Source organism: Rathayibacter oskolensis (genome assembly GCF_900177245.1).
GTDB classification, from domain to species: Bacteria; Actinomycetota; Actinomycetes; order Actinomycetales; family Microbacteriaceae; genus Rathayibacter; species Rathayibacter oskolensis.
In genome coordinates this window covers 1,112,620-1,136,487 of the sequence record NZ_FXBM01000002.1, presented here as the reverse complement: position 1 = coordinate 1,136,487, position 23,868 = coordinate 1,112,620, and the positions used below count along the sequence as shown (strand labels likewise).

The following is a 23,868-nucleotide window of genomic DNA, read 5'->3' as shown; positions in this document are numbered from 1 at the left end:
GATCCGCCGTGGAGGAGGAGGACCTAGCCCGCCGTGCCGCGGTACCCGGCCAGCAGCGACAGCGCGTGCGCCACCTGCTCCGGGCCGCGGACGCGGTGCGAGGCCGACGTCGTGCCCGCGCCGCTCTTGATCCCGACGTCGCCCGCGCGCATCACCGCGAAGGCGTCCTCGTCGGTGACGTCGTCGCCCGCGTAGAGCACGGCCGTGGCGCCGGTGTAGCGGCGGAGGTGCTCTACCGCCTCGCCCTTGGTGGTGGAGCGGACCGAGAACTCGAGCACGTTCTTGCCCTCGCGGACGTGGACGCCCTCGACCTCGGCACGCGCCTCCGACAGGGCGACGACGTGGGCCACCCGGCTGTGGCGATCGGTCGCGAGCCGGGTGTGCAGCGCGAAGCCGGCCGGCTTGTCCTCGATCCAGACGTTGTCGATGCCGCGGGCGATGCCCTTCAGCACGTCCTCGAGGACGTCGACCTTGGCCTGCTCGCTCGCGTCGAGTCGGACGGCGTCCTCATCGGGGTCGAGGCGGATCTCGACGCCGTGGGAGCCGACGAGCAGCGCCTCGTCGGGGAGCTGCGCGACCTCCTCCAGGCTCTCGAGGGCGCGCCCGGACACGAGGGCGACGCGGGTGGCCGGCAGCGCGAGCAGGCGGAGCACGGCGTCGCGCGCCTCGGGCAGCGCCCGGGCGCGCGCCGGCTCGTCGACCTCGGGGGCGAGCGTGCCGTCGAAGTCGAGGGCGACCAGGAGCCTCTCGGTCTGCGCGAGCTCGCGCAGCGCGACGACGAGGCGATCCGGGATGCCGGGCTGGTGCGGCTCGAGCGGTGCGGGGGTGACCGTGCTCATCGCGCGGCCTCGGCCTCGACGGCCTCGCGGGCCGCGGCGGCCTGGCCGTGGGCCGCGTCCTGGTCGTGCTCCGCCTCCTGTCCGAGCGGCGCCTCCTGCCCGCGCGGGGCCGGCTGCACGTCGAGCTGCTGACCCTCGGCGTGCTCGGACAGCGCGTCGAGGAAGCTGGCCGACCAGCGCGCGACGTCGTTCTCGAGCACCCGCCGGCGGAGGGCCCGCATCCGCCGCTGACGCTCGGCGCGCGGCATCCTCGCCGCGCCCTCCATCGCATCCTTGAGACCGGAGATGTCGTGCGGGTTGATCTGCACCGCCTGCTTCAGCTCGTCGGCGGCGCCGGTGAACTCGCTGAGCACGAGCACGCCGTCGTTGTCGAACCGCGAGGCGACGTACTCCTTCGCGACGAGGTTCATCCCGTCGCGCAGAGCGGTGACGAGCATGACGTCGGCCGCGAGGTAGAGGGCGACCATCTCGTCCCGGGGGTAGCCGTGGTGGAGGTAGCTGATCGCGGGATTGCCGATCGTGCCGTAGTCGCCGTTGATGCGGCCGACCTGCAGCTCGATGTCGTCGCGCAGCTGCTTGTAGGTCTCGACGCGCTCGCGGCTCGGGCTCGCGACCTGCACCAGGACGGCCTCCTCGGTGCTCAGCCGTCCGTCGGCCAGGAGCTCGCCGAACGCCTTCAGGCGGTGGCCGATGCCCTTGGTGTAGTCGAGGCGGTCGACGCCGAGCATGACGATGGCGGGGTCGCCCAGGTCGTGCCGGATCTGGCGTGCCCGCTCCTGGATCTCGGGGGTGCGGGCCATCGCCTCGAACGACGCGGCGTCGATCGAGATCGGGAAGTGCTTCGCGACGACCGGGCGCACCGTGGCGCCGCGGCGGGAGCGGTTGACGCGGCGCGAGCCCGAGGCCGCCTCCTCCTCGACCGGGACCTCGACGGTCGTGCTGCGGGTGTCGTAGCCCAGCAGGCGGCGGACCGCCCGCAGGAAGCTGCCCGCGTCGCCCTGGCGCTGGAAGCCGATGACGTCGGCACCGAGCAGGCCCTCGACGATCTGCTTGCGCCACGGGAGCTGGGCGAAGATGCCGTAGGGCGGGAACGGGATGTGGTTGAAGAAGCCGATCGTCACATCGGGCCGCAGCTCGCGGAGCATCTTCGGCACGAGCTGGAGCTGGTAGTCCTGCACCCAGACGACGCCGCCCTCCTCCGTCACCGCGGCGGCGGCCTCGGCGAAGCGCCGGTTGACGCGCACGTAGGCGTCCCACCAGTCGCGGTGGTAGGTGGGGGGCGCGATCACGTCGTGGTAGAGCGGCCAGAGCGTGTCGTTCGAGAAGCCCTCGTAGTAGTCCTCGAGCTCCTGCGCGCTGAGGGCCACCGGCACGATCGTCACGCCGTCGTTCTCGAAGGGCGCGACGTCCTCGTCGGCGACGCCGGGCCAGCCGACCCAGGCGCCCGCGTTGGCCCGCATCACGGGCTCGAGTGCGGTGACCAGGCCGCCGGGCGAGGTCTTCCACGAGGCGGTGCCGTCGTCGGCGACGACGCGGTCGACGGGGAGGCGGTTGGACACCACCACGAACGCGTTGCGGGGTGCCGCGGCGGCGTCGAGGGAGTCGGAGGCGGAGTTCGGAAGAATGGTGTTCCCCATCGTCGGTCGTGCCGTCTTCTTACGCCGTGAGGGTACCAGCCCCGCCTGTCGAGCGGCCCGGCGTCACCCCTGCACGGCCGCCAGCGCGAGCACCGCAGCGCCGACCGTCGGCACCACCGCGACGAGGCCCAGCAGCGCGTACTGGCCCCACGAGATCCGCACTCCGAGCGCTGTCAGCCGCTGGTGCCAGAGCAGGGTGGCGAGCGACGCCCACGGCGTGATCAGGGGGCCCGCGTTGACGCCGATGAGCAGCGCGACGAGGCGGACCGGATCGTCGGCGACGGGCTCCAGCGCGAGGTAGGCGGGCAGGTTGTCGACGAGGTTCGCCGCCACCGCGCCCGAGCCGGCGAGCCGGAGCAGGTCCCCCACTCCTCCCCCCTCGCCCGCGACGACGGCGAGCGCGGTTCCGAGACCGAGCTGGTGCGCCGCCTCCATCACCACGAACAGACCGGAGGCGAAGACGACGAGCTGCCACGGGACGAGCGAGAACCGCACAGCCGAGCGGCGGCGGACGAGGAAGATCACCACGAGGGCGAGGGCGGCCACCGCCGCGGGGATCCACACCTCGAGCCCCGACACCAGCGCGGGCAGCAGCAGGGCGACGACGACACCGGCGCCGACCAGCAGGACGCGGTCGCCGACGGGCGTGCGCTCGCCGGGCTCGTACCGCCCGGCGAGCTCCCGGCGGTAGCGGACCGCCAGGACGAGCACCGGGACCGCCGCTGCGACGAGTGCGGGGGCCGCGGTGAGGGAGGCGAACGCGAGCGGCCCGTCGACGCCGAGCCGCCGCTCCGCGAGCAGGTTGGTGAGGTTCGAGACCGGGAGCAGGAGCGAGGCGCAGTTCGCGAGCCAGACGGTCGCCATCGCGAACGGCAGCGGCGAGACCCGCACGTGCGCGGCGAGGAGCACCACCACCGGCGTCAGCAGGACCGCCGTGGTGTCGAGCGAGAGGAACACGGTGCTGACGATCGCCATGACCACGACCAGGAGCCAGAGCACGGCGGTCCGCCCGCGACCCCAGTCGGCGGCGCGCTCGGCGACGACCGTGAACAGTCCCGCCTCCGATGCGAGCTCGGCGACGACCGTGACCGCGACCACGAAGGCGAGAACGGGAGCCGTGCGCTCCACCAGCTCCCCCAGCGCGTCGAGCGGGAGCACACCTGTCGCCACGGCGAGGGCTCCGAGCGCGAGCAGGACCGCCCCGATCACAGCCGTGCGCATCTCGTACCCGTTCTCCTCGGTGGCGGTTCACCGTAGCGGGCGGAAGCGGGATGCGGTGTCAACCGTCCCTGAGAGCCCCATCAGCCCGCTAGCGTCGTCGTGAACACGGGAGGCAATCGATGCGCAAGTTCATCCTCAACTCGAGCGTCATCAGCGCGATCGTCGGAGGCTGGTCCATCCTCCAGACGACGCGCAAGGGTCCGCGCGACTGGCGTCTCGCCCTGCAGTGGGCGAGCTGGGCGATCTCGGTGGCCGTGGCGATCGGCTCGGTCTCGTACGACTCGAAGCAGCTGGCCGGGAACCCGGGCGGCAAGAAGAAGCGCTGACGCGTCCGGCTCAGCGCCCGCTGCGGCGTGTCAGCCCGGCGCGCGGCGATCCCGCGGCGACACTGGGGGCAGTCGCACGCGGGAAGGGGCACGTCATGAGGTTTCGTCTGAGGCGCCGCCAGCCGGCCCCCGAGGTCGTCGCGGCCCCCGCCCTCACGCAGGACGAGCTGTTCGCCGTCGTGCACGAGCGCCTCGCCGCCTTCGTCGGTGCGGAGGGCGCGTGGGTCGTCACCCGCCGCAGCCACGACGACCGCGATCCGATCTTCCACGGAATGCTCGCCCGCTCCCTCGCGCACGAGCTGTCCGCCGCGATCCAGGCGGAGCAGCTCCGCGCCGGCGTCGAGGACACCGCGAACCCGATCACCGAGGCGATCCCCGTGATGACGGCGTCCACTCCCCCGGTCGTGGCGGAGTCGCCCGTCGCGGAGCCGGCGGCCCTCACCTGGGAGCCGAAGCCGATCGCGGTGTGGGCCGAGCCGGTGCAGGCCGACGCGTCGCCGGTCGACTCTCCCGCGCCGCGCTGACGTCGCGGCCCGGATCCTGCTGATCGAGCAGCCCGCTCAGCGGGTGTCTCGAGATCCACCCGCTCACGACCGCGCTAGGCGCTCAGACCGACGCCCATCGCTCCGGCCCGCGGCTCCCCGCCGCGTAGTCGTCCAGCGGCACGTCGCCCGCGCGCCATGCGTCGATCGCCGGCTGCACGATCCGCCAGCACTCCTCGGCCGCGTCCCCGCGCACCGAGAGCGACGGGTCGTCGTCGAGGATGCCCGAGAGCACCTCTCCGTAGGCGAGCAGCTCGCCCTCGCCGAAGGTAGCCTCGAGGGAGGCGCGGTCGAGCGAGTAGGGGTCGCCGGGGCCGTTGATGTTCAGCTCGAGCGCCATCTGATCGGGCGCGAGGAACAGCCGCAGCACCGACGGCTCCTCGGTGCCGTGGAACCCCTCGGGGAGGCGCGGCACGGGCTTGAAGCGGATGACGACCTCGCGTCGACGCTCGCCGAGCGCCTTCCCGGAGCGCAGAGTGAAGGGCACCCCCGCCCAGCGCCAGGTGTCGATCTCGACGGTCAGCTCGGCCAGCGTCTCCATGCCGCGGGAGGGATCGACCCCCTGCTCGTCGACGTACGACGGCAGCTCGCGGCCGCCGATGGTCCCCGCGGTGTACCGGGCGCGCCGGGAGCTCTCGGTCAGGTCGTCGCCGCGGAGACGGGTCGCGCGCAGCACGATCCCCTTGGCGTCGCGGAGGTCGGCCGCGTCGAGGGTCGACGGCGGCTCCATCGCGACCACCGCGAGCACCTGCAGCAGGTGGCTCTGGATCATGTCGATCAGGGCTCCCGCACCGTCGTAGTAGCCGGCGCGCCCCTCGAGCCCGAGCTGCTCGTCGTAGACGATCGCGACGCTCTCGATGTGCTCGGAGGACCACAGCGGCTCGAAGACGCGGTTGGCGAAGCGGAGCCCGAGCATGTTCATCACGGTCGCCCGGCCCAGGAAGTGGTCGACGCGGTGGATCCGGTCCTCGGGCACGAGCGCGGCGAGGCGCTCGTTGAGCGCGCGCGCGCCGGCCTCGTCGGTGCCGAACGGCTTCTCGAGGGCCAGCACGGTCCCCTCCGGCAGCTCGTGGGCGGCGAGAGCGTCGCACGCCTTCGCCGCGATCGCCGGGGGCAGCGCGAAGTACAGGGCGACGGGTCCCTCGCAGCTCGCGAGGAGGGCGGCGAGCTCCTCCGGATCGGTGACGTCGACCTGCTGGTAGCGCGTGCCCGCGACGAGCTCGTCGATGCCCGCGCCCGAGGACTGCTCGGTGGCGAACGACGCGGCCACGACCTCGTGCCAGTGCTCCTGGCTCCAGTCCTCGCGGCCGGCTCCCACGAGCTGGATCCGCCGGTCGGTCTCCCGGGTCAGCAGCTGACCGATCGCCGGGAGGAGCAGACGGGAGGACAGGTCGCCCGTCGCACCGAGGATGAGCAGTGTCGAGACGGAGTGAGGCATGCGGCTCACCCTACGGCGCGCCTCGGAGTCGACGCTCCGCCTTGACTGAGAGGGCTCGCGTGACGCGCTGCCACGGGCCCGAAGTACTGAGAGGATCGGCCCCATGGTCTCCCCGATCGAGGATTACGCCGTCCTCTCCGACTGCCGCACCGCTGCTCTCGTCTCGCGCGACGGAGGCATCGACTGGCTCTGCCTCCCCCGCTTCGACTCCGCCTCGGTCTTCGGCGCGTTGCTCGGCGGCGACGAGCAGGGCCGCTGGTCGCTGCGCCCGGTCGACCAGGACGCCACCGTCGAGCGCCACTACCTCGGTGACACGCTCGCCCTGGTCACGCGGTGGACGACCTCCACCGGCGTGGTCGAGGTCGTCGACGTCATGCCGCTGCGCGATGACCGCGCCGAGCTGGTCCGCCGGGTGAGAGGGGTCTCCGGCTCGGTGCGGATGCGCCAGGAGCTGCGCATCCGCTTCGACTACGCGCGGACGCTGCCGTGGATGCGCCAGGAGGGGACGGACGAGGACCCGCTGCTGGTCGCCGTGGCCGGCCCCGACGCGGTCGTGGTGCGCGGCATGCGCCTGACGGCGAGCGATCACGTGCACTCGGCCGAGTTCGACGTGGCCAGCGGGGCGACGGTCGACCTGTCGATGGCCTGGTTCCCCTCGCACCGGAAGGCGCCGAGAGAGCTCGACGTCGATCGCGCGCTGGAGCGGACGATCGCCTGGTGGAGCGGCTGGGCCGAGTCGATCAGCTACGACGGCCCGCACCGCGACGCGGTGGTCCGCTCGCTGCTGACGCTGCGCGCGCTGACCGACGACGAGACCGGCGGCATCGTCGCGGCGGCGACCACCTCCCTGCCCGAGCAGTTCGGCGGGAGCCGCAACTGGGACTACCGCTACGTGTGGCTGCGCGACGCCTCGCTCACACTCCAGGCGCTGCTCGCGCACGGATTCGAGCAGGAGGCCGAGAAGTGGCGGGCCTGGCTGCTGCGCGCGGTCGCCGGCGCTCCCGAGGACGTGCAGATCATGTACGGGCTCGCCGGCGAGCGCGACCTGCTCGAGCGCACGATGCCGAGCCTGCCCGGCTACGGCGGCGCGGCTCCGGTGCGGATCGGTAACGCGGCCGTCGACCAGTACCAGGCCGACGTGATCGGCGAGGTGATGGTCGCCCTGCACGAGGCGCGGCTCGCGGGAGTGGACGAGACGGAGTTCTCGTGGCCGCTCCAGCGCGCCCTGCTCGGCTACGTCGAGCAGAACTGGCAGCGCCCCGACAACGGCATCTGGGAGATCAGAGGCGAGCCGCGCCACTTCACGCACTCGCGGGTGATGATCTGGGCGGCGCTGGACCGCGGGGTGCGGGCGGCCCGCGAGTGCGGGCTCGACGGGCCGGTCGAGACCTGGGAGGCGCTGCGCGAGCAGGTGCGGGCCGAGATCGACGCGCAGGGCTTCGACGCCGAGCGCGGCCACTTCGTCCAGTCCTACGGCTCGAGCGAGGTCGACGCCTCGCTGCTGGTCCTGCCGATGGTCGGCTACGTCGACGCCGACGACCCTCGGATGCTCGGAACGGTCGCCGAGCTCGAGCGCGTCCTGCTGCAGGACGGCCTGCTGCACCGCTACCGCACCGAGTCCTCGGTCGACGGCCTGGCAGGCGGCGAGCACCCGTTCGTGGCGTGCTCGTTCTGGCTCGTGCGCCAGTACGCGTACTCCGGGCGGCTCGGCGACGCCGAGACCCTGATGACCAGGCTGGTCGGTCTCTGCAACGACGTCGGCCTGCTCTCGGAGGAGTACGACGTCGGGCAGGGCCGTCACGCGGGCAACACGCCCCAGGCGCTCTCCCACCTCGCGCTCGTGCAGGCGGCCGACGCGATCGCGGCGAACCGGTGAGCACCCGGCCCGGCGAGCGCAGGCGCGTCGTCAGGATCGTCCTCCTCTGCCTCGGCGGCCTCGTCGCCGTCGCCGTCGTCGGCTTCCTGATCTGGAGCTCGATCGTCAGGGGACCCGACGAGGAGGCGCTCGCCCGGGTGCGCGCCGATCCCGCGATCGCCGTCGAGCGCACCGACTCCGCGATCGTGATGACACCGGCCGCGGGGGCGGCGAGCACCATCGCCGGCACCGGTCTGGTCTTCGTGCCCGGGGCGAAGGTCGACGCGGAGTCGTACGAGGCCACGCTCGCGCCGCTCGTCGCCGACGGTGCGACGGTCGTCATCACCCGTCCGATCCTGAATCTCGCCTTCTTCGACCTCCGCTCGCTCGAGAGCTTCACCGCTCAGGCGGGAGGAGTCGACGAGTGGCTCGTCGGCGGCCACTCCCTCGGCGGGGTCAAGGCCTGCCAGTGGGCCGACGACCCCGCGGTCTCGGGGCTCGTCCTGCTCGGGAGCTACTGCGCGAACGACCTGTCCGGCTCCGCCCTCCCCGTCCTGAGCATCAGCGGCTCGGAGGACGGCCTGAGCACCCCGGAGAAGGTCGACGCCGCCCGCGGTCTGCTCCCCGACTCCGCCCGATCGGTCGAGATCGACGGCGCGAACCACGCGGACTTCGGCTGGTACGGCCCCCAGCCGGGCGACGGGGAGTCGACCATCGGCCACGAGGAGGCGGACAGTCTGATCATCGAGGCGCTCGAGCCGTTCCTCGCCGACGCCGCTTGACTTCGAGCGCACTCGAAGTCGTAGGTTGACGCCATGTCCACGATCCGAACCGCCCCCGGGCTCCCGGCCGCGCGCGACGGAGGGCTCTCCATCTCGGAGGCCGCCGCCGTCACCGGGCTGACGGTGCACACGCTGCGCTACTACGAGCAGGCGGGGCTGATGCTCGACGCCGTCGAGCGGGCCTCGTCGAGCCACCGCCGTTACCGGCCCGCGGATGTGGGCTGGGTCGACTTCCTGACCAAGCTGCGCTCGACCGGGATGCCCATCGCGCGCATCCGGGAGTACGCCGAGCTGGTCCGGATCGGACCGGACAGCGAACCCGAGCGCCTCGCGCTCCTCCGGGCGCACCGCGCCGACGTCGAGGAGCAGCTCGCTCGCACTCGCACCAGCCTCGCCGCGATCGACATCAAGATCGCGGCGTACCACGAGAGGAACACCACACCGTGAAGACCATCACCCTCGGAGTCGGCACCGGACCCGGTCGCGCCGCGACCGCTCTCGACGTCTCCCGCCTCGGCCTCGGCGCCATGGGCATGTCCGCCTTCTACACCGGAGCCGGCACCGACGACTCCGAGTCGATCCGCACCATCCACCGCGCGCTCGATCTCGGCGTCACCTTCCTCGACACCGCCGAGATCTACGGCCCGTACACGAACGAGGAGCTGGTCGGCCGCGCGCTGGTCGGCCGCCGCGACGAGGTCGTGCTGGCCAGCAAGTTCGGCATGATGCTGCACCGCACCACCGGCGAGCGCGGTCTCGACGGCTCCCCCGAGAACCTCCGGATCGCCGTCGAGGGCTCGCTCCGCCGGCTCGGCACCGACCGCATCGACCTCTACTACCAGCACCGGATGGATCCCGCCGTCCCCGTCGAGGAGACGGCCGGAGCCTTCGCCGAGCTGATCGAGCAGGGCAAGATCCGCGGTTACGGGCTGTCGGAGGCGGCACCCGAGACGATCCGACGTGCGAACGCCGTCCACCCGGTCACTGCCGTCCAGTCGGAGTACTCGCTCTGGACCCGCGACCCCGAGGCCGAGGTGCTCCCGCTGCTGCGCGAGCTCGGCATCGGCTTCGTGCCCTACTCGCCGCTCGGCCGCGGGTTCCTGACGGGGACCATCCGCTCCGTCGACGCGCTCGGCTCCGACGACTTCCGGCGCAGCAACCCGCGGTTCGCCGACGGCGCGCTCGAGTCGAACCTCCGGATCGTGGAGGAGGTCGACCGGGTCGCGGCGGAGGCGGACGCCACGCCCGCGCAGGTGGCTCTGGCCTGGCTCCTCGCGCAGGGCGACGACATCGCGCCGATCCCGGGCACCAAGCGGGTCTCGCGGATCGAGGAGAACGCGGCCGCCGACTCCCTCGTCCTCACCGCGGACCAGCTCACTGCGCTGTCGGCCGTCGAGCCGCCCGTCGGCGACCGGTACGCCGACATGTCCTCGATCGGGCGCTAGAGGGCGCCGGCCTCGATCGGCCTGCGCTAGTCGCGCTTCGGCGACTCGCGCAGGTCGATCAGCCCGGTGAAGAGCGCACCCCGCTCCTTCGAGGCCCGGTCGCCCGAGAACAGGTTGTCGGGCGAGGAGGCGGCGTGGCTGCGCGGAACGGCGTCCGTGCCGCGCGCCTCCTCCTGCTGCAGCTCGACCCGCTGACGCGGGAGGGCGATCGGGTCGCTCTCGTGCAGCCAGGTGACGAGGCGCTCGCGGACGTAGCAGCGGAGATCGAACAGCGTCGGCGCGTCGGTCGCCGTGACGAGCACCCGGATGCGGACGAAGCCGCCGACCGCGTCCGTCACCTGGAGGACGCTGACGCGCTTGTCCCAGAGGTCCGTCTCCTCGAGGATGCGGTGCAGCTCCTCGCGCATCTCCTCGGGGCGCACGCGCCAGTCGAGGTCGAGCTCCACCGCTCCGAGCAGCTCCGACCCGGTCCGCGTCCAGTTCTGGAACGGCTGGGTCGTGAAGTAGTTCGTCGGGAGCACCAGGCGCCGGTCGTCCCAGAGGTGCACGACGACGTAGGTGAGCGTGATCTCCTCGATCCGCCCCCACTCGTTCTCGACGATGACGACGTCGTCGAGCCGGATCGCGTCGGAGAAGGCGAGCTGCATGCCCGCGAAGATGTTCGTGAGGCTCGACTGCACGGCGAGGCCGGCGACGATCGAGAGCACCCCGGCCGAGGCGAGGACGCTCGCGCCCGCGGTCCGCGCCTCGGGGAAGGTCAGGAGCGAGGCCCCGAGTGCGACCACCACGACGGCGGCGACGGCCACCCGCCTGATGATCGTCATCTGGGTCCGGAGGCGGCGCGCACGCCGGTTGTCGGCCGTGTCGGTCCGGTAGCGCTCGGCACCGAGGTCCTCGAGGAAGACGAAGAGCGCGCCGACCAGCCAGGCGGCCGCGCCGATGGTGGCGATCTGGAAGATCCGGTCGACCAGACCCGGCCAGACCTCGCCGGACACCGTGGCGGCCAGCGCCACCCAGACGGCGATGGTGATCAGGAGCACCCTGAAGGGGATGCGCACCCGTCGGATCAGCAGGCGCGCCCAGGTCTTGCGCTTGCCGATCGAGCGGACGACGAGGGCGACGACGGCGGTGACCACGACCGCGACGACGATCGCGATGAGCACGGCGAGGGCGATCGAGCCGATCTCGGAGAGGGCGTCTTCTGGCACGGAGAGCCTTTCGTTGCAGGTCGTTCAGCGGGCTGCTCGACGCTGAACGACGAAACGCTCGTCTCGGCGATGATGCCGGGGCGAGCGTTTCGGAGGGTGCACCCCCTCGGACTTGAACCGAGAACCCACTGATTAAGAGTCAGTTGCTCTGCCGATTGAGCTAGAGGTGCATGGTGCTCTGAGCACCGTGGACGGCGAATCGTGCGTGCCGAACCGAGGGATCACACTAGCAGTCACGACCCCCCGCTCGTCAAATCGGCGCCGACCGAGGTCCCTCAGTATCGTGGAGCCGTGACCCCGAGCCTCGACGACGACCTCCGCCTCGCCCTCCGCCTCGCCGACGCCGCCGACGGGATCTCGCGCGAGCGGTTCCTCGCGATCGACCTCGTCGTCACGACGAAGCCCGATCGGACGCCGGTCACCGACGCCGACCGCGCGGTCGAGGAGGCGATCCGCGGCATCCTCGCCTCGGAGCGGCCGGGAGACTCGATCCTCGGCGAGGAGCTCGGGACCTCCGGCGACTCGTCGCGGCAGTGGATCCTCGACCCGATCGACGGCACCGCGCACTTCCTGCGCGGAGTCCCGATCTGGGCCACCCTGATCGCGCTCGCCGTCGACGGGGTGCCGGTCGTCGGCGTGGTCTCGGCGCCCGCGCTCGGCAAGCGCTGGTGGGCCGCGAAGGGCTTCGGCGCCTGGGTCGACGAGAGCGCCGGCGCCGTCGGCCGCATCGAGCTGCCGGAGGAGCTGCGCGGCGTCCTGGCCGCGCCCGCCGGCGAGGAGCCGCGCCGCATCCGCGTCTCGCAGGTCGCCGACCTCACCGACGCGACCTTCAGCTACAACAGCATCCAGCAGTGGGACGGAGCGGGCCGTCTCGACCAGCTCCTCGACCTAGCCCGCACGGTCTTCCGCGATCGCGCGTACGGCGACGCCTGGGCCTACATGCTGGTCGCCGAGGGGCTGATCGACGGCGCGGGCGAGTTCGACGTGAAGCCCTACGACCTCGCCGCGCTGGTGCCGATCATCGAGGAGGCGGGCGGCCGGTTCACCTCCGTCGACGGTGAATCGGGCCCCTGGCACGGCAGCGCCCTCGCCACCAACGGCGTCCTGCACGACGACGTGCTGGCGATCGTGGCGGCACGATGAGGCGGCGAGGCGCGATCCTCGCCGCCGTCGCCCTCGCGCTGCCCCTCGCCGCCTGCTCCTCCGTCGTCGGCTCCGACGCTCCCGAGGCGGTCCGCGACGAGAGCGGCGCGGTCGTCACGGCGGGCACCGGAGACCCGTTCTCGGTCCGCAAGGGCGACTGCTTCCTCGAGCCCGACGACGACCGCGTCGCCGATGTCGACCTCGTCCCCTGCGCCGAGGCGCACGACCTCGAGATCTTCCACGCCTTCGCCCAGCCTGGTGAGGACTACACGAGCGAGAACACGCTCCTCGCCCAGGCGGAGGCGTCGTGCGAGCCCGAGTTCCCGCCGACCATCGGCATCGCCTACGGGGACTCCGCTCTGGAGTACCGCAGCTTCGTCCCCTCCGAGGTGAGCTGGAGGAACGGCGATCGCACGATCTTCTGCGCGGTCTTCGATCCGACGACCGGTGCGGCCGCGGGGAGCCTCTTCGGCGCCGCCCGCTGACGACCCCGCCCGTCGTGAATCGACGGATCCATGGCGTTGACAGCCCGCAGGACCAGAGCGCACAGTGTGTCCACCGACGAACCACGAACGGCCCCGGGGGGCGCCGCGAGAGAGCGACGCAGGAGTCGTAGATGCACGAGCAGCACCCCGCAGACGTCCGCCGGGCGGACCACGCACGGCCGACCACCGCTGAGCGGGTCTTCGCTCCTGCGGACACGCTGTTCGCGCGCATCCGGCACCAGACCGCGCTGCTCGCCGCGGCGGACGAGCTGGCCCGCGAGTCCGCGCCCCAGGGCGACGACTCCCCCGCCCGCTGGTCGCGCCTGCTCCGCGACTACGCGATCGCCTCCGACCGGGTGCTCTCGGTCGACGGCGACGCCGAGGCGGCGACCCTCGGCTGGCTGAAGCCCCGGGGGATCGTCTCCCTCCTCGTCACGGAGGAGTGCGACGACGAGCACGCGGTCGAGAACCTCGCTGCGGCGCTCGCGGCGATGAACGCGGTGACGCTGACGGTGGACGTCGAGCGATCGGAGCGCCTCCGCGCCGTCGTGACGGTGCTCTCCCGGCTCCTGCCGGACGCCTTCATCGAGCTGCCGGTCCACCCGCACGCGCACTATCCGGCGATCGCCGCGGCGGCGGTGCTCACCGAGGACGTCCTCTACCGGTCGTGGGCACCGGCCGCGGCGCTCACCGGGCCGGCCACGAGCGAGGAGGACCGCGTCGCCCTCATGATCCTGTACGGGCGCGTGCGCCAGCTCGACGTGCGAGCGGTGTGAGGGCAGGAGCTCCAGGTGTGCGACGACGACCGATGGTGGAGATGGGGGGAATCGAACCCCCGTCCATCGCTGTGATTCTGCGCCTTCTACGGGTGTAGCCGATGAATGCGTTCTACTCGGCCCCGACCGTTACCACCGGCGCATCGGTCGACGGGCCCAGCCCGAGTGCAAGTCCCGCGTCGCCCTCAGGCGTAACGACGCAGCAAGTCCTCTAGATGACGCCAGGATCCGGGGCGAGGACGCACCCACGGGCTGACGGACTATCTACTCTGGCTTAGGCAGCGAGAGCGAAGTCGGTGCGCTTCTGTTCGGCACCTGTGTTTTCCAGAGATCGTTAACGAGATAACCCTGGATCCTCGACCCGCTTCTCGCAGTTTCGCAGGCAATGTCGAAACCGATCATCCCCGCGAGCACTCGCCGATCTCGATCTCGAGGATCTCAGGTCGGCAGGAGTGGGTCGTCGTCGCACACTGTGGAGTTGTCCCGCTAGTTTAGCGCCTCCGCGGCCTTCCGCTTGCGCAGGTCGAGCAGTCCGAGCACCAGGGCCAGCGCGATCAGCCCGAGGGTCACGAAGTAGCCGTTGCGGAACGCGTCGTGGTAGCTGTCGAGCCCCTCGGCCATCCCCTGCTCGCTCGCGAGCGTGGCGAAGAAGACGGCGGAGGCGCACGCCGTCCCGACGGCCGTCCCGACTCGCTGGCCGAGCTGTCCGACCGAGCCCGCGACTCCGCCCTGCTCGGGCGAGATCTCGGCGAGCGTCAGGGTCTGGTTGGGCGAGACGACGAAGCCGCCGCCCGCGCCCGCGACGAGCATCGCCGCCCCCATGCCGTAGGCGGCCGTCTCGGCCGGGAGGAGCTCGGCGGCCAGGAGCACCAGGGTGAAGCCGATCACGACGAGCACGATGCCCAGCACCACCAGCGCACGCCCGTAGGTCTGGACGAGCTTGCCGCCGTACCAGGCGGTCACGGCCGAGGTCAGTGCGAACGGGATGCTCACCATGCCCGCGAAGACGGGGGCCAGGCCGAGACCCTGCTGGAGGAAGAGGGTCGTGAGCAGGAAGGTGGCCGGGATGGCCGCGAAGTACGACGTGGCCACCAGGATCCCGTTGCGGTAGGAGCTGGTGCGGAAGATGCGGAAGTCGATGACGGGAGTGCGGCCCTCGCCCGCGTAGCGCGCTTCCCAGCGCACGAAGACAACGGCGGCGGCCACCGCCAGCAGCAGCCAGAACCAGCGGAACGGCGAGTCCGACGAGCTGCCGGTCGTCAGCAGGAACGGCAGCATGAACGCGAAGATCGCGACGCCGAGGAGGAGCAGGCCGACCGGATCGAGCGAGGTGTCGGCACCGGGCTCGCGCGTCGTGCGAGGGAGGAGCCGCCAGGCGAAGACCAGCGCCGCGATACCGAGCGGGATGTTCATCCAGAACAGGAGGCGCCAGCCGTCCACGTCGCCGCCGATCGCGATCAGCAGCCCGCCCAGGGTCGGCCCGAACGCGGTCGAGAGGCCGATCACCGCTCCGAACACCCCGAACGCGCGGGCCCGCTCCGCCCCGGTGAACATCTGCTGCACCAGACCGAGGACCTGCGGCATCTGGATGCCGGCGGCGACCCCCTGGAGGAACCGCGCGACCACCAGCAGCTCGATGCTGGGCGCGACGGCGCAGAGGAGGCTCGTGAGCGTGAACGCCGAGAGGCCGATCAGGAACAGCAGCCTCCGCGAGCGGATGTCGCCCAGCCTCCCCGAGGGGACGAGGGCGAGGCCGAAGGCGAGCGCGTAGCCCGCGACGATCAGCTGCAGCTGGCTCGGATCGGCCGACAGCGACTTCTCGATCGAGGGGAGGCCCACGTTGACCTTCGAGAGATCGAGGATCGTGATCGCGGCGACTCCGACCGCGACGGCGAAGGCGCGCCAGCGGGTCTTCTCCTCGGCGGCGGTTCGCGGTGCGGCGGTGGGCATCTCGGGGGGCGTCACGCCGTCCAGTCTGGCAGCCGCTAGTCGCCGAGTCGGCGGCGGGTCGCCATCGCGCGATCGGCCTCGCGGCGATCCTGGCGCTCGCGGAGCACCTGGCGCTTGTCGTAGTCCTTCTTGCCCTTCGCCACCGCGAGCTCGACCTTGGCCTTGCCGTCGCTGAAGTAGAGCGAGAGCGGGATGAGGGTGTACCCGCCCTCCTTCACCTTGTTGTGGATCTTCAGGATCTGGGCCTTGTGGAGGAGGAGCTTGCGCTTGCGGCGCGGCGGGTGGTTCGTCCACGTGCCCTGGGCCCACTCGTTGATGTGCACGGCGTCGAGCCAGGCCTCGCCGCCGTCGACGAACGCGTAGCCGTCGACCAGCGAGGCACGGCCCGCGCGGAGCGACTTGACCTCGGTCCCCGTCAGCACGAGACCCGCCTCGTAGGTGTCCTCGATGAGGTAGTCGTGGCGCGCCTTGCGGTTGGTCGCGACGACCTTCTGTCCCTGTTCCCTGGGCACGGCGGCTCCTCTCCGAGAGCGATGGTGGGCCGCCCCGATCCGGGGCAGCCCACCAGTATACGACCGCTCGCGGCGGAGGAGCCGCCGGATGCTCGGGGATCAGACCCGCAGGTATCTCGCGATCGCGACGTTCGCCGAGACGGCCGCCAGCACGATGCCGACCACGACGAGGATCGGGAAGACGATCAGCGCGTCGTCGAGTCCCACGAACGAGGTCAGCGGGATCCGGTAGGCCAGGAAGCCCTGCACGAAGAACTGGACGATCGCGACCACCGCGACCCCGGCGAGGATCGAGCCGAGCAGCGCCGCGAAGACGCCCTCGAGGATGAACGGGGTCTGGATGAAGCGGTTCGACGCTCCCACGAGCCGCATGATGCCCAGCTCCCGTCGTCTCGAGAACGCCGACAATCGGATCGTCGTGGCGATCAGGAGCACGGCCGCCACGAGCATGAGCACCGCGATGCCGATCGCGGTGTAGCTCGCCGCGTTCAGGATCGAGAAGATCTGGTCGAGGTACTGGCGCTGATCGGTGACGCTCTCGACCCCCGAGACGCTCGACAGGCTCTCGACGATGACGTCGGACTGCGTCGGGTCCTCGAGGTTGATCCAGAAGGTCTGGTTCAGCAGATCCGGGGTCACGTACTCGGCCACCGGGTTGCCCGCGAACTGCTGCTGGAAGTTCGCGTACGCCTGGTCGTGGTCCTCGAAGTAGGACTCGTCGATGTACGGGGCGAGCGTGGCTCCGCTCAGCTGCGTCTCGACCGCGTCGATCTGCTCCTGGGTCGCATCGGTGCCGCTGCAGTTCGAACCGCCCGAGGTGGCGGTGCACATGTAGACCGCGACCTGCGCCTTGTCGTACCAGAAGTTCTTCATCTGGCCGATCTGCATCTGCAGCAGGATCGCCGTGCCGACGAAGGTGAGCGAGATGAAGGTCACGAGGATCACCGAGACGACCATCGAGACGTTGCGTCGGAGGCCGCTCGAGACCTCCGACCAGATGAGTGCGAATCTCACTTGACCGGTCCTACGTTCTGCTGGTCGTCATCGGGCTCGTCGCCGTCGCCCTTCGGGGCGCGCAGACCCAGACGGGCGGCGAGCGACTCCTCGGGGAGCGCGCCGGTGTCGGCGGGGAGGTAGATCGGACCGGTCTGGCTCTGCAGCTCGACGAGGCGCGGCGCGGCGGGTGCCTCCGGCTCGGGCGCGGCGGGGTGAGCGGGGACGACGTGGGTCTCGGGTGCAGGGGCGGAGCGGCGCCCCTCGCGGATCCGCGGCTGCGGCGACGTCTGCGGCAGGGGCGGGCGCGCGAAGGAGTCTCCGTTCACGGGCGCGGCCTCGGCGGCGGTCGGCAGCGGAGGGGCGGCGCGGCGGAGGTCGTACTCCGGCACCTCGACGGGCGCGAGCTCCCCGTCGATCAGAGCGGGCACCGCGGCGGCCGTGGGAACGGCGGCCGTGGGCTCGGCGACGGCGTGGTCGTCGGCCGCGACGACGACGACCCCGTCGTGCACGACGGTGATGCTCTCGGTCTGGCCGTAGCCGCCCCGGCTCTCGTCGCGCACGATGCTGCCCGCCGAGAGCTCGATCACGCGGCGCTTCATCTGGTCGACGATGCCGGCCTCGTGGGTCGCCATGATGACGGTGGTCCCGCCGGCGTTGATCCGCTCGAGCAGCGCCATGATGCCGGCGCTGGTGGTGGGGTCGAGGTTGCCCGTCGGCTCGTCGGCGAGGAGCACGGCCGGCTTGTTGACGACGGCGCGGGCGATGGCGACGCGCTGCTGCTCGCCTCCGGAGAGCTCGTGCGGCAGGCGGGCGGCCTTGCCGGCGAGGCCGACCATCTTCAGGGTGTCGGGCACCGCCTCCTGGATGAAGCCCTTCGACTTGCCGATCACCTGGAGGCTGAAGGCGACGTTGTCGAACACCGACTTGTTCGGCAGCAGCCGGAAGTCCTGGAACACCACGCCCATGTTGCGGCGGAAGTAGGGGACCTTGCGGCTGGAGATCTTGCCGAGGTTCTGCCCCAGCACGTGGATCGAGCCCGAGGACGGCCGCTCCTCCTTGAGGATCAGCCGGAGGCAGCTCGACTTGCCGGAGCCGGAGGCGCCGACGAGGAAGACGAACTCGCCCCGGAGGATCTCGAGATCGATGGCGTTGAGGGCGGGTCTCGTGCCACCCCGGTACTGCTTGGAGACGTTGTCGAAGCGAATCATGTCGTACCGAGGGTAAGCGACGAAGTCGGCGAGACCGCCGAGCGAGCGCGCGGCGAGTCGATCACCGCTCTCAGGGAGCGGCGGACCGCCGGCGGGTCACGCCGACTTGCGCCAGCGGATCCCCGCGGCGATGAACCCGTCGATGTCGCCGTCGAAGACGTGCGCCGGGTTGCCGACCTCGTGGTCGGTGCGGAGGTCCTTGACCATCTGGTACGGCGCGAGCACGTAGCTGCGCATCTGATCGCCCCAGCTCGCCGTGATGTTCCCGGCCAGCTCCTTCTTGGTCGCCGCCTCCTGCTCCTTCTGGATCAGCAGGAGCCGCGACTGCAGGACCCGCATGGCCGCCGCCCGGTTCTGGATCTGGCTCTTCTCGTTCTGCATCGACACGACCGTCCCCGTGGGGAGGTGGGTGATGCGCACCGCCGAGTCGGTGGTGTTGACCGACTGGCCGCCCGGCCCGGAGGAGCGGAAGACGTCGACCCGGATGTCGTTGTCGGGGATCTCGACCGCGCCGGCCTCCTCCATCAGGGGGATGACCTCGACCGCGGCGAACGAGGTCTGGCGCTTGCCCGCGGCGCCGAAGGGGCTCATCCGGACCAGCCGGTGCGTGCCCGCCTCGACCGAGAGCGTGCCGAAGGCGTAGGGCGCGTCGATCTCGAAGGTCGCCGACTTGATGCCGGCCTCCTCCGCGTAGCTCGCGTCCATGACGGTCGCGGTGTACTTGTGCTTCTCGGCCCAGCGCAGGTACATGCGCATCAGCATCTCGGCGAAGTCGGAGGCGTCCACTCCCCCGGCGCCGGCGCGGATCGTCACGACCGCCGGGCGGTCGTCGTACTCGCCGTCGAGCAGCGTCTGCACCTCGAGCTCGCCCATCGTCTTCTGCAGGGCGGTGAGCTCGGCGATCGCCTCCTGCTCGGACTCGGCGTCCTCGGCCTCGTTGGCCATCTCGACCAGCACCTCGAGGTCGTCGAGGCGGCGCTCGATCGACGTGATGCGAGCCAGCTCGGACTGCCGGTGGCTCAGGGCGCTCGTGATCTTCTGCGCGGCGTCGGTGTCGTCCCACAGGTCGGGAGCGCCCGCCTGCTCTCTGAGCTCGGCGATCTTCTCGCGGAGGGCGTCGACGTCGATCACGGCGCGGATGTCGGTGAAGGTGGAGCGGAGAGCAGTGATCTGCTCGGTGAAGTCGTTGTCCAGCATGGTGCCCTCAGACTACCGGCGGCCCGCGCGGAGCCCGCCCCGCGCAGACCTAGCATGGAGGAGATGACCGACACCGCAGAGCGCCCGTTCCCCGTCGGCCCGCTCCTGCTGTCGACCTTCCTGCCGACGCTGCTCTTCTCGATCGGCGAGGGCGCGATCATCCCCCTCCTCCCTGCTGCGGCGGGGGATCTCGGTGCGACCCTCGCCCTCGCGGGCCTCGTCGCCGGGATGATCATGATCGGCGAGCTCGCGGGCGACATCCCGAGCGGCTGGATCGTCTCGCGGATCGGCGAGCGCGGCGCAATGCTGAGCGCCTCCGGCCTGTCGATCGTCGGCCTCGTGATCTGCCTGCTGTCCACGTCCTGGGTGGGGCTGACGGTCGGAGTGTTCCTCATCGGCCTCGCGACGGCGGTCTTCGCGCTCGCGCGGCACGCGTTCATGACCTCGTTCGTGCCGATCAGCCACCGCGCGCGGGCATTGAGCGCGCTCGCGGGGGCGTTCCGGGCGGGGTGGCTGATCGGTCCGTTCCTGGCGGCGGGAGTCGTCCACCTCAGCGGCTCCGTCGAGTCCGTCTTCTGGGTGCACATCGTCTGCTGCGTGGCCGCGGTGGTCGTGCTCCTGCTCGTCCCCGATCCCGCGACCGTCCTCCGCCGCGCCGCCGCCGCCGCGCCGGGTGCGGCCGCGCCGGCGCCCGCACGGGAGCCGTCCGACGGACTCGTCCGCGTCCTCCGGCAGCACCGCGGCGTCCTCGCGCGGATGGGCACGGGGGCGGCGGTGATCGGCGCCCTTCGGGCGAGCCGGACGGTGATCCTCCCGCTCTGGGCGATCAGCATCGGCATGGCCGAGACCGAGACGGCCATCGTCATCGGGATCGCGGGCGGCATCGACTTCGCCCTGTTCTACGCGGGCGGGCAGATCATGGACCGGTTCGGCCGGGGCGCCTCCGCGATCCCGTCGATGATCGGGCTCGGCGTCGGGCACCTCGTCCTGGCGCTCACTCTCGCGGCGATCGATCCCGTCCCCTGGTTCGTCGCGGTCGCCTGCGTCCTGGCCGCCGCGAACGGGATCGGCTCGGGCATCCTGATGACGATCGGAGCGGATCTGGCGCCCCCCGACGATCCCGCGCCCTTCCTCGGCGCGTTCCGCTTCACCGGCGATGCGGGCAACGCGGCCGCTCCGATCATCGTCTCGGCGCTGACGGCGGCCGTGTCGCTGCCGTTCGCCGCGGGGGCGATGGGCGTGCTGGGGCTGGCCGGCGCCGCGGCGCTCTCGCGCTGGATCCCGCGGTACGTCCCGCACCGGGGGCCGGGCGGTGCCGCCTCCTCGTCCTGAGGCGCCTCCTCGTCCTGAGGCCCCTCCTAGACTGGATCCCGCACTCGCGGGAGTGGTGGAATGGCAGACACGCAGGATTTAGGTTCCTGTGCCGAGAGGCGTGTGGGTTCGAGTCCCACCTTCCGCACGATCGTCCGGCGCTCCGGCCGCACCGCGGCGCCAGTCAGACGGCGTGATCCCGTACCGGGCCCGGAACACCCGCGTGAAGTGCGAGTGATCGGCGAATCCGCACTCGTGGGCGATCGCGGAGATGCTCGCGAGGGGGTCGTCGGCGAGCGCACGCGTCGCCAGGGCGAGCCGGCCCTCGCGGATGCGATCGCCCAGCCCGACGCCCGAGCGCGCGAGGGCGGCGTAGACGGAGCGCTCCGAGACGCCCAGGGCCGCAGCCACCGTCCGCGCCGACAGGTCGGGGTCGGCGAGGCGGGTCTGCACGTGGGTCAGGATCCGGATGCCCAGCGACTGCGCCCGAGCCGCGCGACCGACGGCCTCCTCGGCGACGGGGAGGGTCAGCAGGGTGGCCACCATCGCGAGGGTCGGCCGTTCGAGCGCGGGAGCGTCGGGCAGAGGGGCGGAGGTGAGGGTCGCCGCCTGCGCCGCCGCGCGCAGGAAGCCCGAGACCGCTGCCACCACCGGGTCGGTCGGCCGGAAGACCGTCGCGACCCGGGAGTCCACCAGGCCGACCGGCAGCTCGAGGAGGGACACGGGGATCTGGAACGTGGAGCGGTTCGTTCCGGGGGCGAACCGGATCCGGTACGGCCGGGTCGTCGTGGCCAGCACGATGTCGCCCGCGCGGAGATCGGCGACCGTGCCGTCCTGCTCGAGCCGGGTCGCACCCGACTCGAGCACGCTCACCATCACGCTCGGCGGAGTGCCGTCGCGGGACTGTCGCGGGGTCCGGACGACGTCGGCGCCCCGGCCCTCCGTGCAGAGGAGGTGTATGCCGCCCAGCTGCGCAGCACGGGACCGCGCGGTCACCTCGGCACCCGGATGCGGCTCCAGCGTCAGCGGGACGCGGCCCGCTCGCACGTGCTCGCGGAGCAGGTCGATGCGGTCGGTGAGGAGCAGCCCCTCGAGATCGATCGTCGCCACAGTCGCCCTCCCCTGGCCGGGATGCTAGTCCTCCGCGCGCTCCGCGTGCAGTGCTGAGCCATCCGCGTGCGCTCTCGTTCTAGACCGCTCGGCGCCCGGAGCAGGACGATCGCCATCGGACCCTCTCTCCGACCCAGAGGAGCGCATGATGACCACCGCACGACCCTCCACCCTCACGGACACCGAGCTCGCCGAGATCGACCGCGCGAACGCGTCCGGTCGCCGGCCCGTCCTCTTCGTCCACGGTCTCTGGCTCCTCTCGAGCAGCTGGGACCGCTGGCGGACCTTCTTCGAGGAGAACGGCTACACCGGCCTCGCCCCGCGCTGGCCGGACGATCCCGAGTCGGTCGCCGAGGCCCGGCGCGACCCCGAGGTCTTCGCGAAGAAGATGGTGCAGCAGGTCACCGACCACTACCTCGAGGCGGTGGCGCGACTCGAGCGTCGCCCCGCCGTGATCGGGCACTCGTTCGGCGGCCTCATCGCCCTCAAGCTCGCCGGGGAGGGGGTCGCCGCAGCGACGGTCGCGATCGACAACGCTCCGTTCCAGGGGGTCCTCTCCGTTCCCCTGAGCTCGCTGAAGTCGGCGGCACCGGTCGTCGGCAACCCGGCCATCCTGTCCCGCGCGGTCTCCCTCACCTACGAGCAGTTCGCCTTCGGCTGGGTCAACGCTCTCGACGAGGCGGAGGGCCGTGCCCTGTACGAGGAGTTCCACGTCCCTGCCTCGGGCGTGCCGCTGTTCCAGGCGGTCACGGCGAACCTGAACCCGTTCTCGGAGACGAAGGTCGACTCCGGCAATCCGGACCGCGGGCCGCTCCTCATCATCGGCGGCGAGAAGGACACGACGGTGCCTCTCGCGATCAGCCGGGAGAGCCACCGCCGTCAGAGCCGGAATCGCGGCGTGACGGAGCTCGTCGAGCTGCCGGACCGCGGCCACTCCCTCACGATCGACCACGGCTGGCAGGAGGTCGCGCAGACGGCGCTCTCCTTCCTCCGGCGCCAGGCGGTGTGACCCGGACGCGCCGGTCTGAGGGAGCGGTCGGCGAGATCCTCGGACGCATCGCCGGGTGGGCCGCTACGCTGAGCCCCGTCACGCCTTCGCCGTGCCTGTCGGCCGGACGGCGCCGCCGATGTCTGGAGAACCGTTGACTCACGCCGCCCTCATCCCCTGGCTCGACCCGGAGACGATCCTCACGTCGTTCGGGCCGTGGGGCGTCCTCGTCGTGTGCCTCATCGTCTTCGCCGAGACCGGTCTGCTGATCGGCTTCCTCTTCCCCGGCGACACGCTCCTGATCATCACCGGTCTCCTCGCCCACGAGGACGCGGCCAACGGCGGGCTCGGCGTCCCGATCTGGCTGATCTGCCTGTCCATCGGCTTCGCCGCGTTCCTCGGCGGAGAGGTCGGCTACCTGATCGGGCACAAAGCCGGTCCGCGCATCTTCGAGCGCAAGGAGTCGGGCTTCTTCAGCATCGAGAACGTGAAGCGCACGAACGCCTTCTTCGAGCGCTTCGGCGGCTTCGCGGTGATCCTCGCGCGATTCGTGCCGATCGTGCGCACCTTCGCGCCGATCGCCGCAGGCGTCGCGCACATGAACTACCGCAAGTACAGCTTCTACAACCTGATCGGCGCCCTGATCTGGGGCAGCGGCGTGACCCTCCTGGGGTGGCTGCTCGCCTTCATCCCGCCGGTCGCGGACTTCGTCTCGCACTACATCGACGTGATCCTCATCGGAGCGGTGCTCCTGGCGATCGTGCCGACGCTGTTCCACTTCTTCCAGCAGCGACGCAAGGCCCGCCTCGCGACCGACAAGGAGACGGACTCGACCGAGTCGGCCGCCTACGTCCTCGACGCGGACGCCCTCGACCGCAAGCGCCGCGAGCACTGAGCGG

At 71.6% G+C, this 23,868-nt stretch carries 23 protein-coding genes, 2 tRNA genes and 1 other RNA gene; 13 read left to right on the top strand and 13 right to left on the bottom strand.

What is annotated here, in order from left to right; translation table 11 throughout:
* Positions 1–23: 23 nt before the first annotated feature.
* The 3 genes from otsB to B9Y99_RS14320 form a co-directional block, all read right to left on the bottom strand.
* A complete protein-coding gene (gene otsB, locus B9Y99_RS14330; protein ID WP_085477211.1) occupies positions 24–839 on the bottom strand; it encodes a trehalose-phosphatase in 816 nt (271 codons plus the stop codon).
* On the bottom strand, positions 836–2,476 hold the full coding sequence (locus B9Y99_RS14325; RefSeq protein ID WP_085477210.1) for an alpha,alpha-trehalose-phosphate synthase (UDP-forming): 1,641 nt from the start codon (positions 2,474–2,476) through the stop codon (positions 836–838). The genes otsB and B9Y99_RS14325 overlap by 4 nt, the downstream gene beginning before the upstream one ends.
* A 63-nt stretch (positions 2,477–2,539) precedes the next feature.
* Positions 2,540–3,697: an SLC13 family permease gene (locus B9Y99_RS14320; RefSeq protein ID WP_085477209.1), complete on the bottom strand. Its 1,158-nt coding sequence runs from the start codon at positions 3,695–3,697 to the stop codon at positions 2,540–2,542.
* A gap of 119 nt (positions 3,698–3,816) precedes the next feature.
* Between B9Y99_RS14320 and B9Y99_RS14315 the strand changes: the two genes are divergently transcribed.
* A complete protein-coding gene (locus B9Y99_RS14315; RefSeq protein WP_085477208.1) occupies positions 3,817–4,023 on the top strand; it encodes a hypothetical protein in 207 nt (68 codons plus the stop codon).
* 95 nt (positions 4,024–4,118) lie between these two features.
* A complete protein-coding gene (locus B9Y99_RS14310) occupies positions 4,119–4,547 on the top strand; it encodes a hypothetical protein (RefSeq protein ID WP_085477207.1) in 429 nt (142 codons plus the stop codon).
* A gap of 82 nt (positions 4,548–4,629) precedes the next feature.
* Here the strand turns inward: B9Y99_RS14310 and B9Y99_RS14305 are convergent, their stop codons facing one another.
* Entirely contained in the window at positions 4,630–6,003 is a 1,374-nt protein-coding gene (locus B9Y99_RS14305; protein WP_208856961.1) for a glucose-6-phosphate dehydrogenase, read from the bottom strand.
* Between the two features lie 103 nt (positions 6,004–6,106).
* Here B9Y99_RS14305 and B9Y99_RS14300 point away from each other — a divergent pair, with 103 nt between their 5' ends.
* Genes B9Y99_RS14300 through B9Y99_RS14285 form a run of 4 tightly spaced genes read left to right on the top strand, consistent with a single transcriptional unit; the run spans position 6,107 to position 10,085 of the window.
* The gene (locus B9Y99_RS14300) at positions 6,107–7,879 is read left to right on the top strand and encodes a glycoside hydrolase family 15 protein (RefSeq protein WP_085477205.1); all 1,773 of its coding nucleotides are present in this window, start codon (positions 6,107–6,109) and stop codon (positions 7,877–7,879) included.
* Positions 7,876–8,640, top strand: coding sequence for an alpha/beta hydrolase (locus B9Y99_RS14295; protein WP_085477204.1), 765 nt, complete (start codon positions 7,876–7,878; stop codon positions 8,638–8,640). Before B9Y99_RS14300 ends, B9Y99_RS14295 begins: the two co-directional genes overlap by 4 nt.
* Before the next feature lie 33 nt (positions 8,641–8,673).
* Positions 8,674–9,087 carry a MerR family transcriptional regulator gene (locus B9Y99_RS14290; RefSeq protein ID WP_085477203.1) on the top strand — a complete coding sequence of 138 codons (414 nt, stop codon included), beginning with the start codon at positions 8,674–8,676 and terminating at the stop codon, positions 9,085–9,087.
* Complete coding sequence (locus B9Y99_RS14285; RefSeq protein ID WP_085477202.1) at positions 9,084–10,085, top strand: aldo/keto reductase; 1,002 nt, start codon at positions 9,084–9,086, stop codon at positions 10,083–10,085. The genes B9Y99_RS14290 and B9Y99_RS14285 overlap by 4 nt, the downstream gene beginning before the upstream one ends.
* Positions 10,086–10,111: 26 nt before the next feature.
* On the opposite strand, the gene B9Y99_RS14280 is transcribed toward B9Y99_RS14285, so the two are convergent.
* Positions 10,112–11,293 (bottom strand): mechanosensitive ion channel family protein, encoded by a 1,182-nt coding sequence (locus B9Y99_RS14280; RefSeq protein ID WP_244274925.1) that lies wholly within the window; start codon positions 11,291–11,293, stop codon positions 10,112–10,114.
* Positions 11,294–11,390: 97 nt separating this feature from the next.
* Positions 11,391–11,463, bottom strand: a tRNA-Lys gene (locus tag B9Y99_RS14275).
* 121 nt (positions 11,464–11,584) lie between these two features.
* Between B9Y99_RS14275 and B9Y99_RS14270 the strand changes: the two genes are divergently transcribed.
* From B9Y99_RS14270 to B9Y99_RS14260, 3 genes are all read left to right on the top strand, one after another.
* Positions 11,585–12,436: an inositol monophosphatase family protein gene (locus tag B9Y99_RS14270; RefSeq protein WP_085477201.1), complete on the top strand. Its 852-nt coding sequence runs from the start codon at positions 11,585–11,587 to the stop codon at positions 12,434–12,436.
* Positions 12,433–12,921: a septum formation family protein gene (locus B9Y99_RS14265; protein WP_085477200.1), complete on the top strand. Its 489-nt coding sequence runs from the start codon at positions 12,433–12,435 to the stop codon at positions 12,919–12,921. Before B9Y99_RS14270 ends, B9Y99_RS14265 begins: the two co-directional genes overlap by 4 nt.
* A 131-nt stretch (positions 12,922–13,052) precedes the next feature.
* Positions 13,053–13,697: a hypothetical protein gene (locus B9Y99_RS14260; protein ID WP_085477199.1), complete on the top strand. Its 645-nt coding sequence runs from the start codon at positions 13,053–13,055 to the stop codon at positions 13,695–13,697.
* 33 nt (positions 13,698–13,730) lie between these two features.
* Here the strand turns inward: B9Y99_RS14260 and ssrA are convergent.
* The 6 genes from ssrA to prfB form a co-directional block, all read right to left on the bottom strand.
* Positions 13,731–14,103: a transfer-messenger RNA gene (ssrA, locus tag B9Y99_RS14255) on the bottom strand.
* Positions 14,104–14,183: 80 nt separating this feature from the next.
* A complete protein-coding gene (locus tag B9Y99_RS14250) occupies positions 14,184–15,647 on the bottom strand; it encodes an MFS transporter (RefSeq protein ID WP_085477434.1) in 1,464 nt (487 codons plus the stop codon).
* Between the two features lie 35 nt (positions 15,648–15,682).
* Entirely contained in the window at positions 15,683–16,159 is a 477-nt protein-coding gene (gene smpB, locus B9Y99_RS14245) for an SsrA-binding protein SmpB (RefSeq protein ID WP_068252130.1), read from the bottom strand.
* Between the two features lie 99 nt (positions 16,160–16,258).
* On the bottom strand, positions 16,259–17,173 hold the full coding sequence (gene ftsX, locus B9Y99_RS14240) for a permease-like cell division protein FtsX (RefSeq protein ID WP_085477198.1): 915 nt from the start codon (positions 17,171–17,173) through the stop codon (positions 16,259–16,261).
* Positions 17,170–18,363: a cell division ATP-binding protein FtsE gene (gene ftsE / locus B9Y99_RS14235; RefSeq protein ID WP_085477197.1), complete on the bottom strand. Its 1,194-nt coding sequence runs from the start codon at positions 18,361–18,363 to the stop codon at positions 17,170–17,172. Before ftsE ends, ftsX begins: the two co-directional genes overlap by 4 nt.
* A 96-nt stretch (positions 18,364–18,459) precedes the next feature.
* Positions 18,460–19,560, bottom strand: a complete 1,101-nt coding sequence (gene prfB / locus B9Y99_RS14230; protein ID WP_085477196.1) for a peptide chain release factor 2 — start codon at positions 19,558–19,560, stop codon at positions 18,460–18,462.
* Positions 19,561–19,623: 63 nt separating this feature from the next.
* Here prfB and B9Y99_RS14225 point away from each other — a divergent pair, with 63 nt between their 5' ends.
* Entirely contained in the window at positions 19,624–20,892 is a 1,269-nt protein-coding gene (locus B9Y99_RS14225) for an MFS transporter (protein WP_085477433.1), read from the top strand.
* A gap of 46 nt (positions 20,893–20,938) precedes the next feature.
* Positions 20,939–21,019, top strand: a tRNA-Leu gene (locus B9Y99_RS14220).
* Here the strand turns inward: B9Y99_RS14220 and B9Y99_RS19480 are convergent.
* Positions 20,971–21,918 (bottom strand): helix-turn-helix domain-containing protein, encoded by a 948-nt coding sequence (locus B9Y99_RS19480; RefSeq protein ID WP_425298487.1) that lies wholly within the window; start codon positions 21,916–21,918, stop codon positions 20,971–20,973. The two genes, B9Y99_RS14220 and B9Y99_RS19480, sit on opposite strands and share 49 nt — an antisense overlap.
* Before the next feature lie 211 nt (positions 21,919–22,129).
* Here B9Y99_RS19480 and B9Y99_RS14210 point away from each other — a divergent pair, with 211 nt between their 5' ends.
* Together B9Y99_RS14210 and B9Y99_RS14205 are read left to right on the top strand one after the other, a co-directional pair.
* Positions 22,130–22,990: an alpha/beta hydrolase gene (locus B9Y99_RS14210; RefSeq protein ID WP_085477195.1), complete on the top strand. Its 861-nt coding sequence runs from the start codon at positions 22,130–22,132 to the stop codon at positions 22,988–22,990.
* Between the two features lie 118 nt (positions 22,991–23,108).
* On the top strand, positions 23,109–23,864 hold the full coding sequence (locus tag B9Y99_RS14205; protein ID WP_085477194.1) for a DedA family protein: 756 nt from the start codon (positions 23,109–23,111) through the stop codon (positions 23,862–23,864).
* Positions 23,865–23,868 lie beyond the last annotated feature (4 nt).

Bases quoted from the DNA above. Each gene is read 5' to 3' on its own strand.
- otsB (WP_085477211.1), bottom strand. From the start codon at position 839: ATGAGCACGGTCACCCCCGCACCGCTCGAGCCGCACCAGCCCGGCATC.
- B9Y99_RS14320 (WP_085477209.1), bottom strand. From the start codon at position 3,697: ATGCGCACGGCTGTGATCGGGGCGGTCCTGCTCGCGCTCGGAGCCCTC.
- ftsE (WP_085477197.1), bottom strand. From the start codon at position 18,363: ATGATTCGCTTCGACAACGTCTCCAAGCAGTACCGGGGTGGCACGAGA.
- B9Y99_RS14225 (WP_085477433.1), top strand. From the start codon at position 19,624: ATGACCGACACCGCAGAGCGCCCGTTCCCCGTCGGCCCGCTCCTGCTG.
- B9Y99_RS14315 (WP_085477208.1), top strand. From the start codon at position 3,817: ATGCGCAAGTTCATCCTCAACTCGAGCGTCATCAGCGCGATCGTCGGA.
- B9Y99_RS14305 (WP_208856961.1), bottom strand. From the start codon at position 6,003: ATGCCTCACTCCGTCTCGACACTGCTCATCCTCGGTGCGACGGGCGAC.
- B9Y99_RS14300 (WP_085477205.1), top strand. From the start codon at position 6,107: ATGGTCTCCCCGATCGAGGATTACGCCGTCCTCTCCGACTGCCGCACC.
- prfB (WP_085477196.1), bottom strand. From the start codon at position 19,560: ATGCTGGACAACGACTTCACCGAGCAGATCACTGCTCTCCGCTCCACC.
- B9Y99_RS14265 (WP_085477200.1), top strand. From the start codon at position 12,433: ATGAGGCGGCGAGGCGCGATCCTCGCCGCCGTCGCCCTCGCGCTGCCC.
- B9Y99_RS14260 (WP_085477199.1), top strand. From the start codon at position 13,053: ATGCACGAGCAGCACCCCGCAGACGTCCGCCGGGCGGACCACGCACGG.
- B9Y99_RS14325 (WP_085477210.1), bottom strand. From the start codon at position 2,476: ATGGGGAACACCATTCTTCCGAACTCCGCCTCCGACTCCCTCGACGCC.
- B9Y99_RS14250 (WP_085477434.1), bottom strand. From the start codon at position 15,647: ATGCCCACCGCCGCACCGCGAACCGCCGCCGAGGAGAAGACCCGCTGG.
- B9Y99_RS14210 (WP_085477195.1), top strand. From the start codon at position 22,130: ATGACCACCGCACGACCCTCCACCCTCACGGACACCGAGCTCGCCGAG.
- B9Y99_RS14205 (WP_085477194.1), top strand. From the start codon at position 23,109: ATGTCTGGAGAACCGTTGACTCACGCCGCCCTCATCCCCTGGCTCGAC.
- B9Y99_RS14310 (WP_085477207.1), top strand. From the start codon at position 4,119: ATGAGGTTTCGTCTGAGGCGCCGCCAGCCGGCCCCCGAGGTCGTCGCG.
- B9Y99_RS14290 (WP_085477203.1), top strand. From the start codon at position 8,674: ATGTCCACGATCCGAACCGCCCCCGGGCTCCCGGCCGCGCGCGACGGA.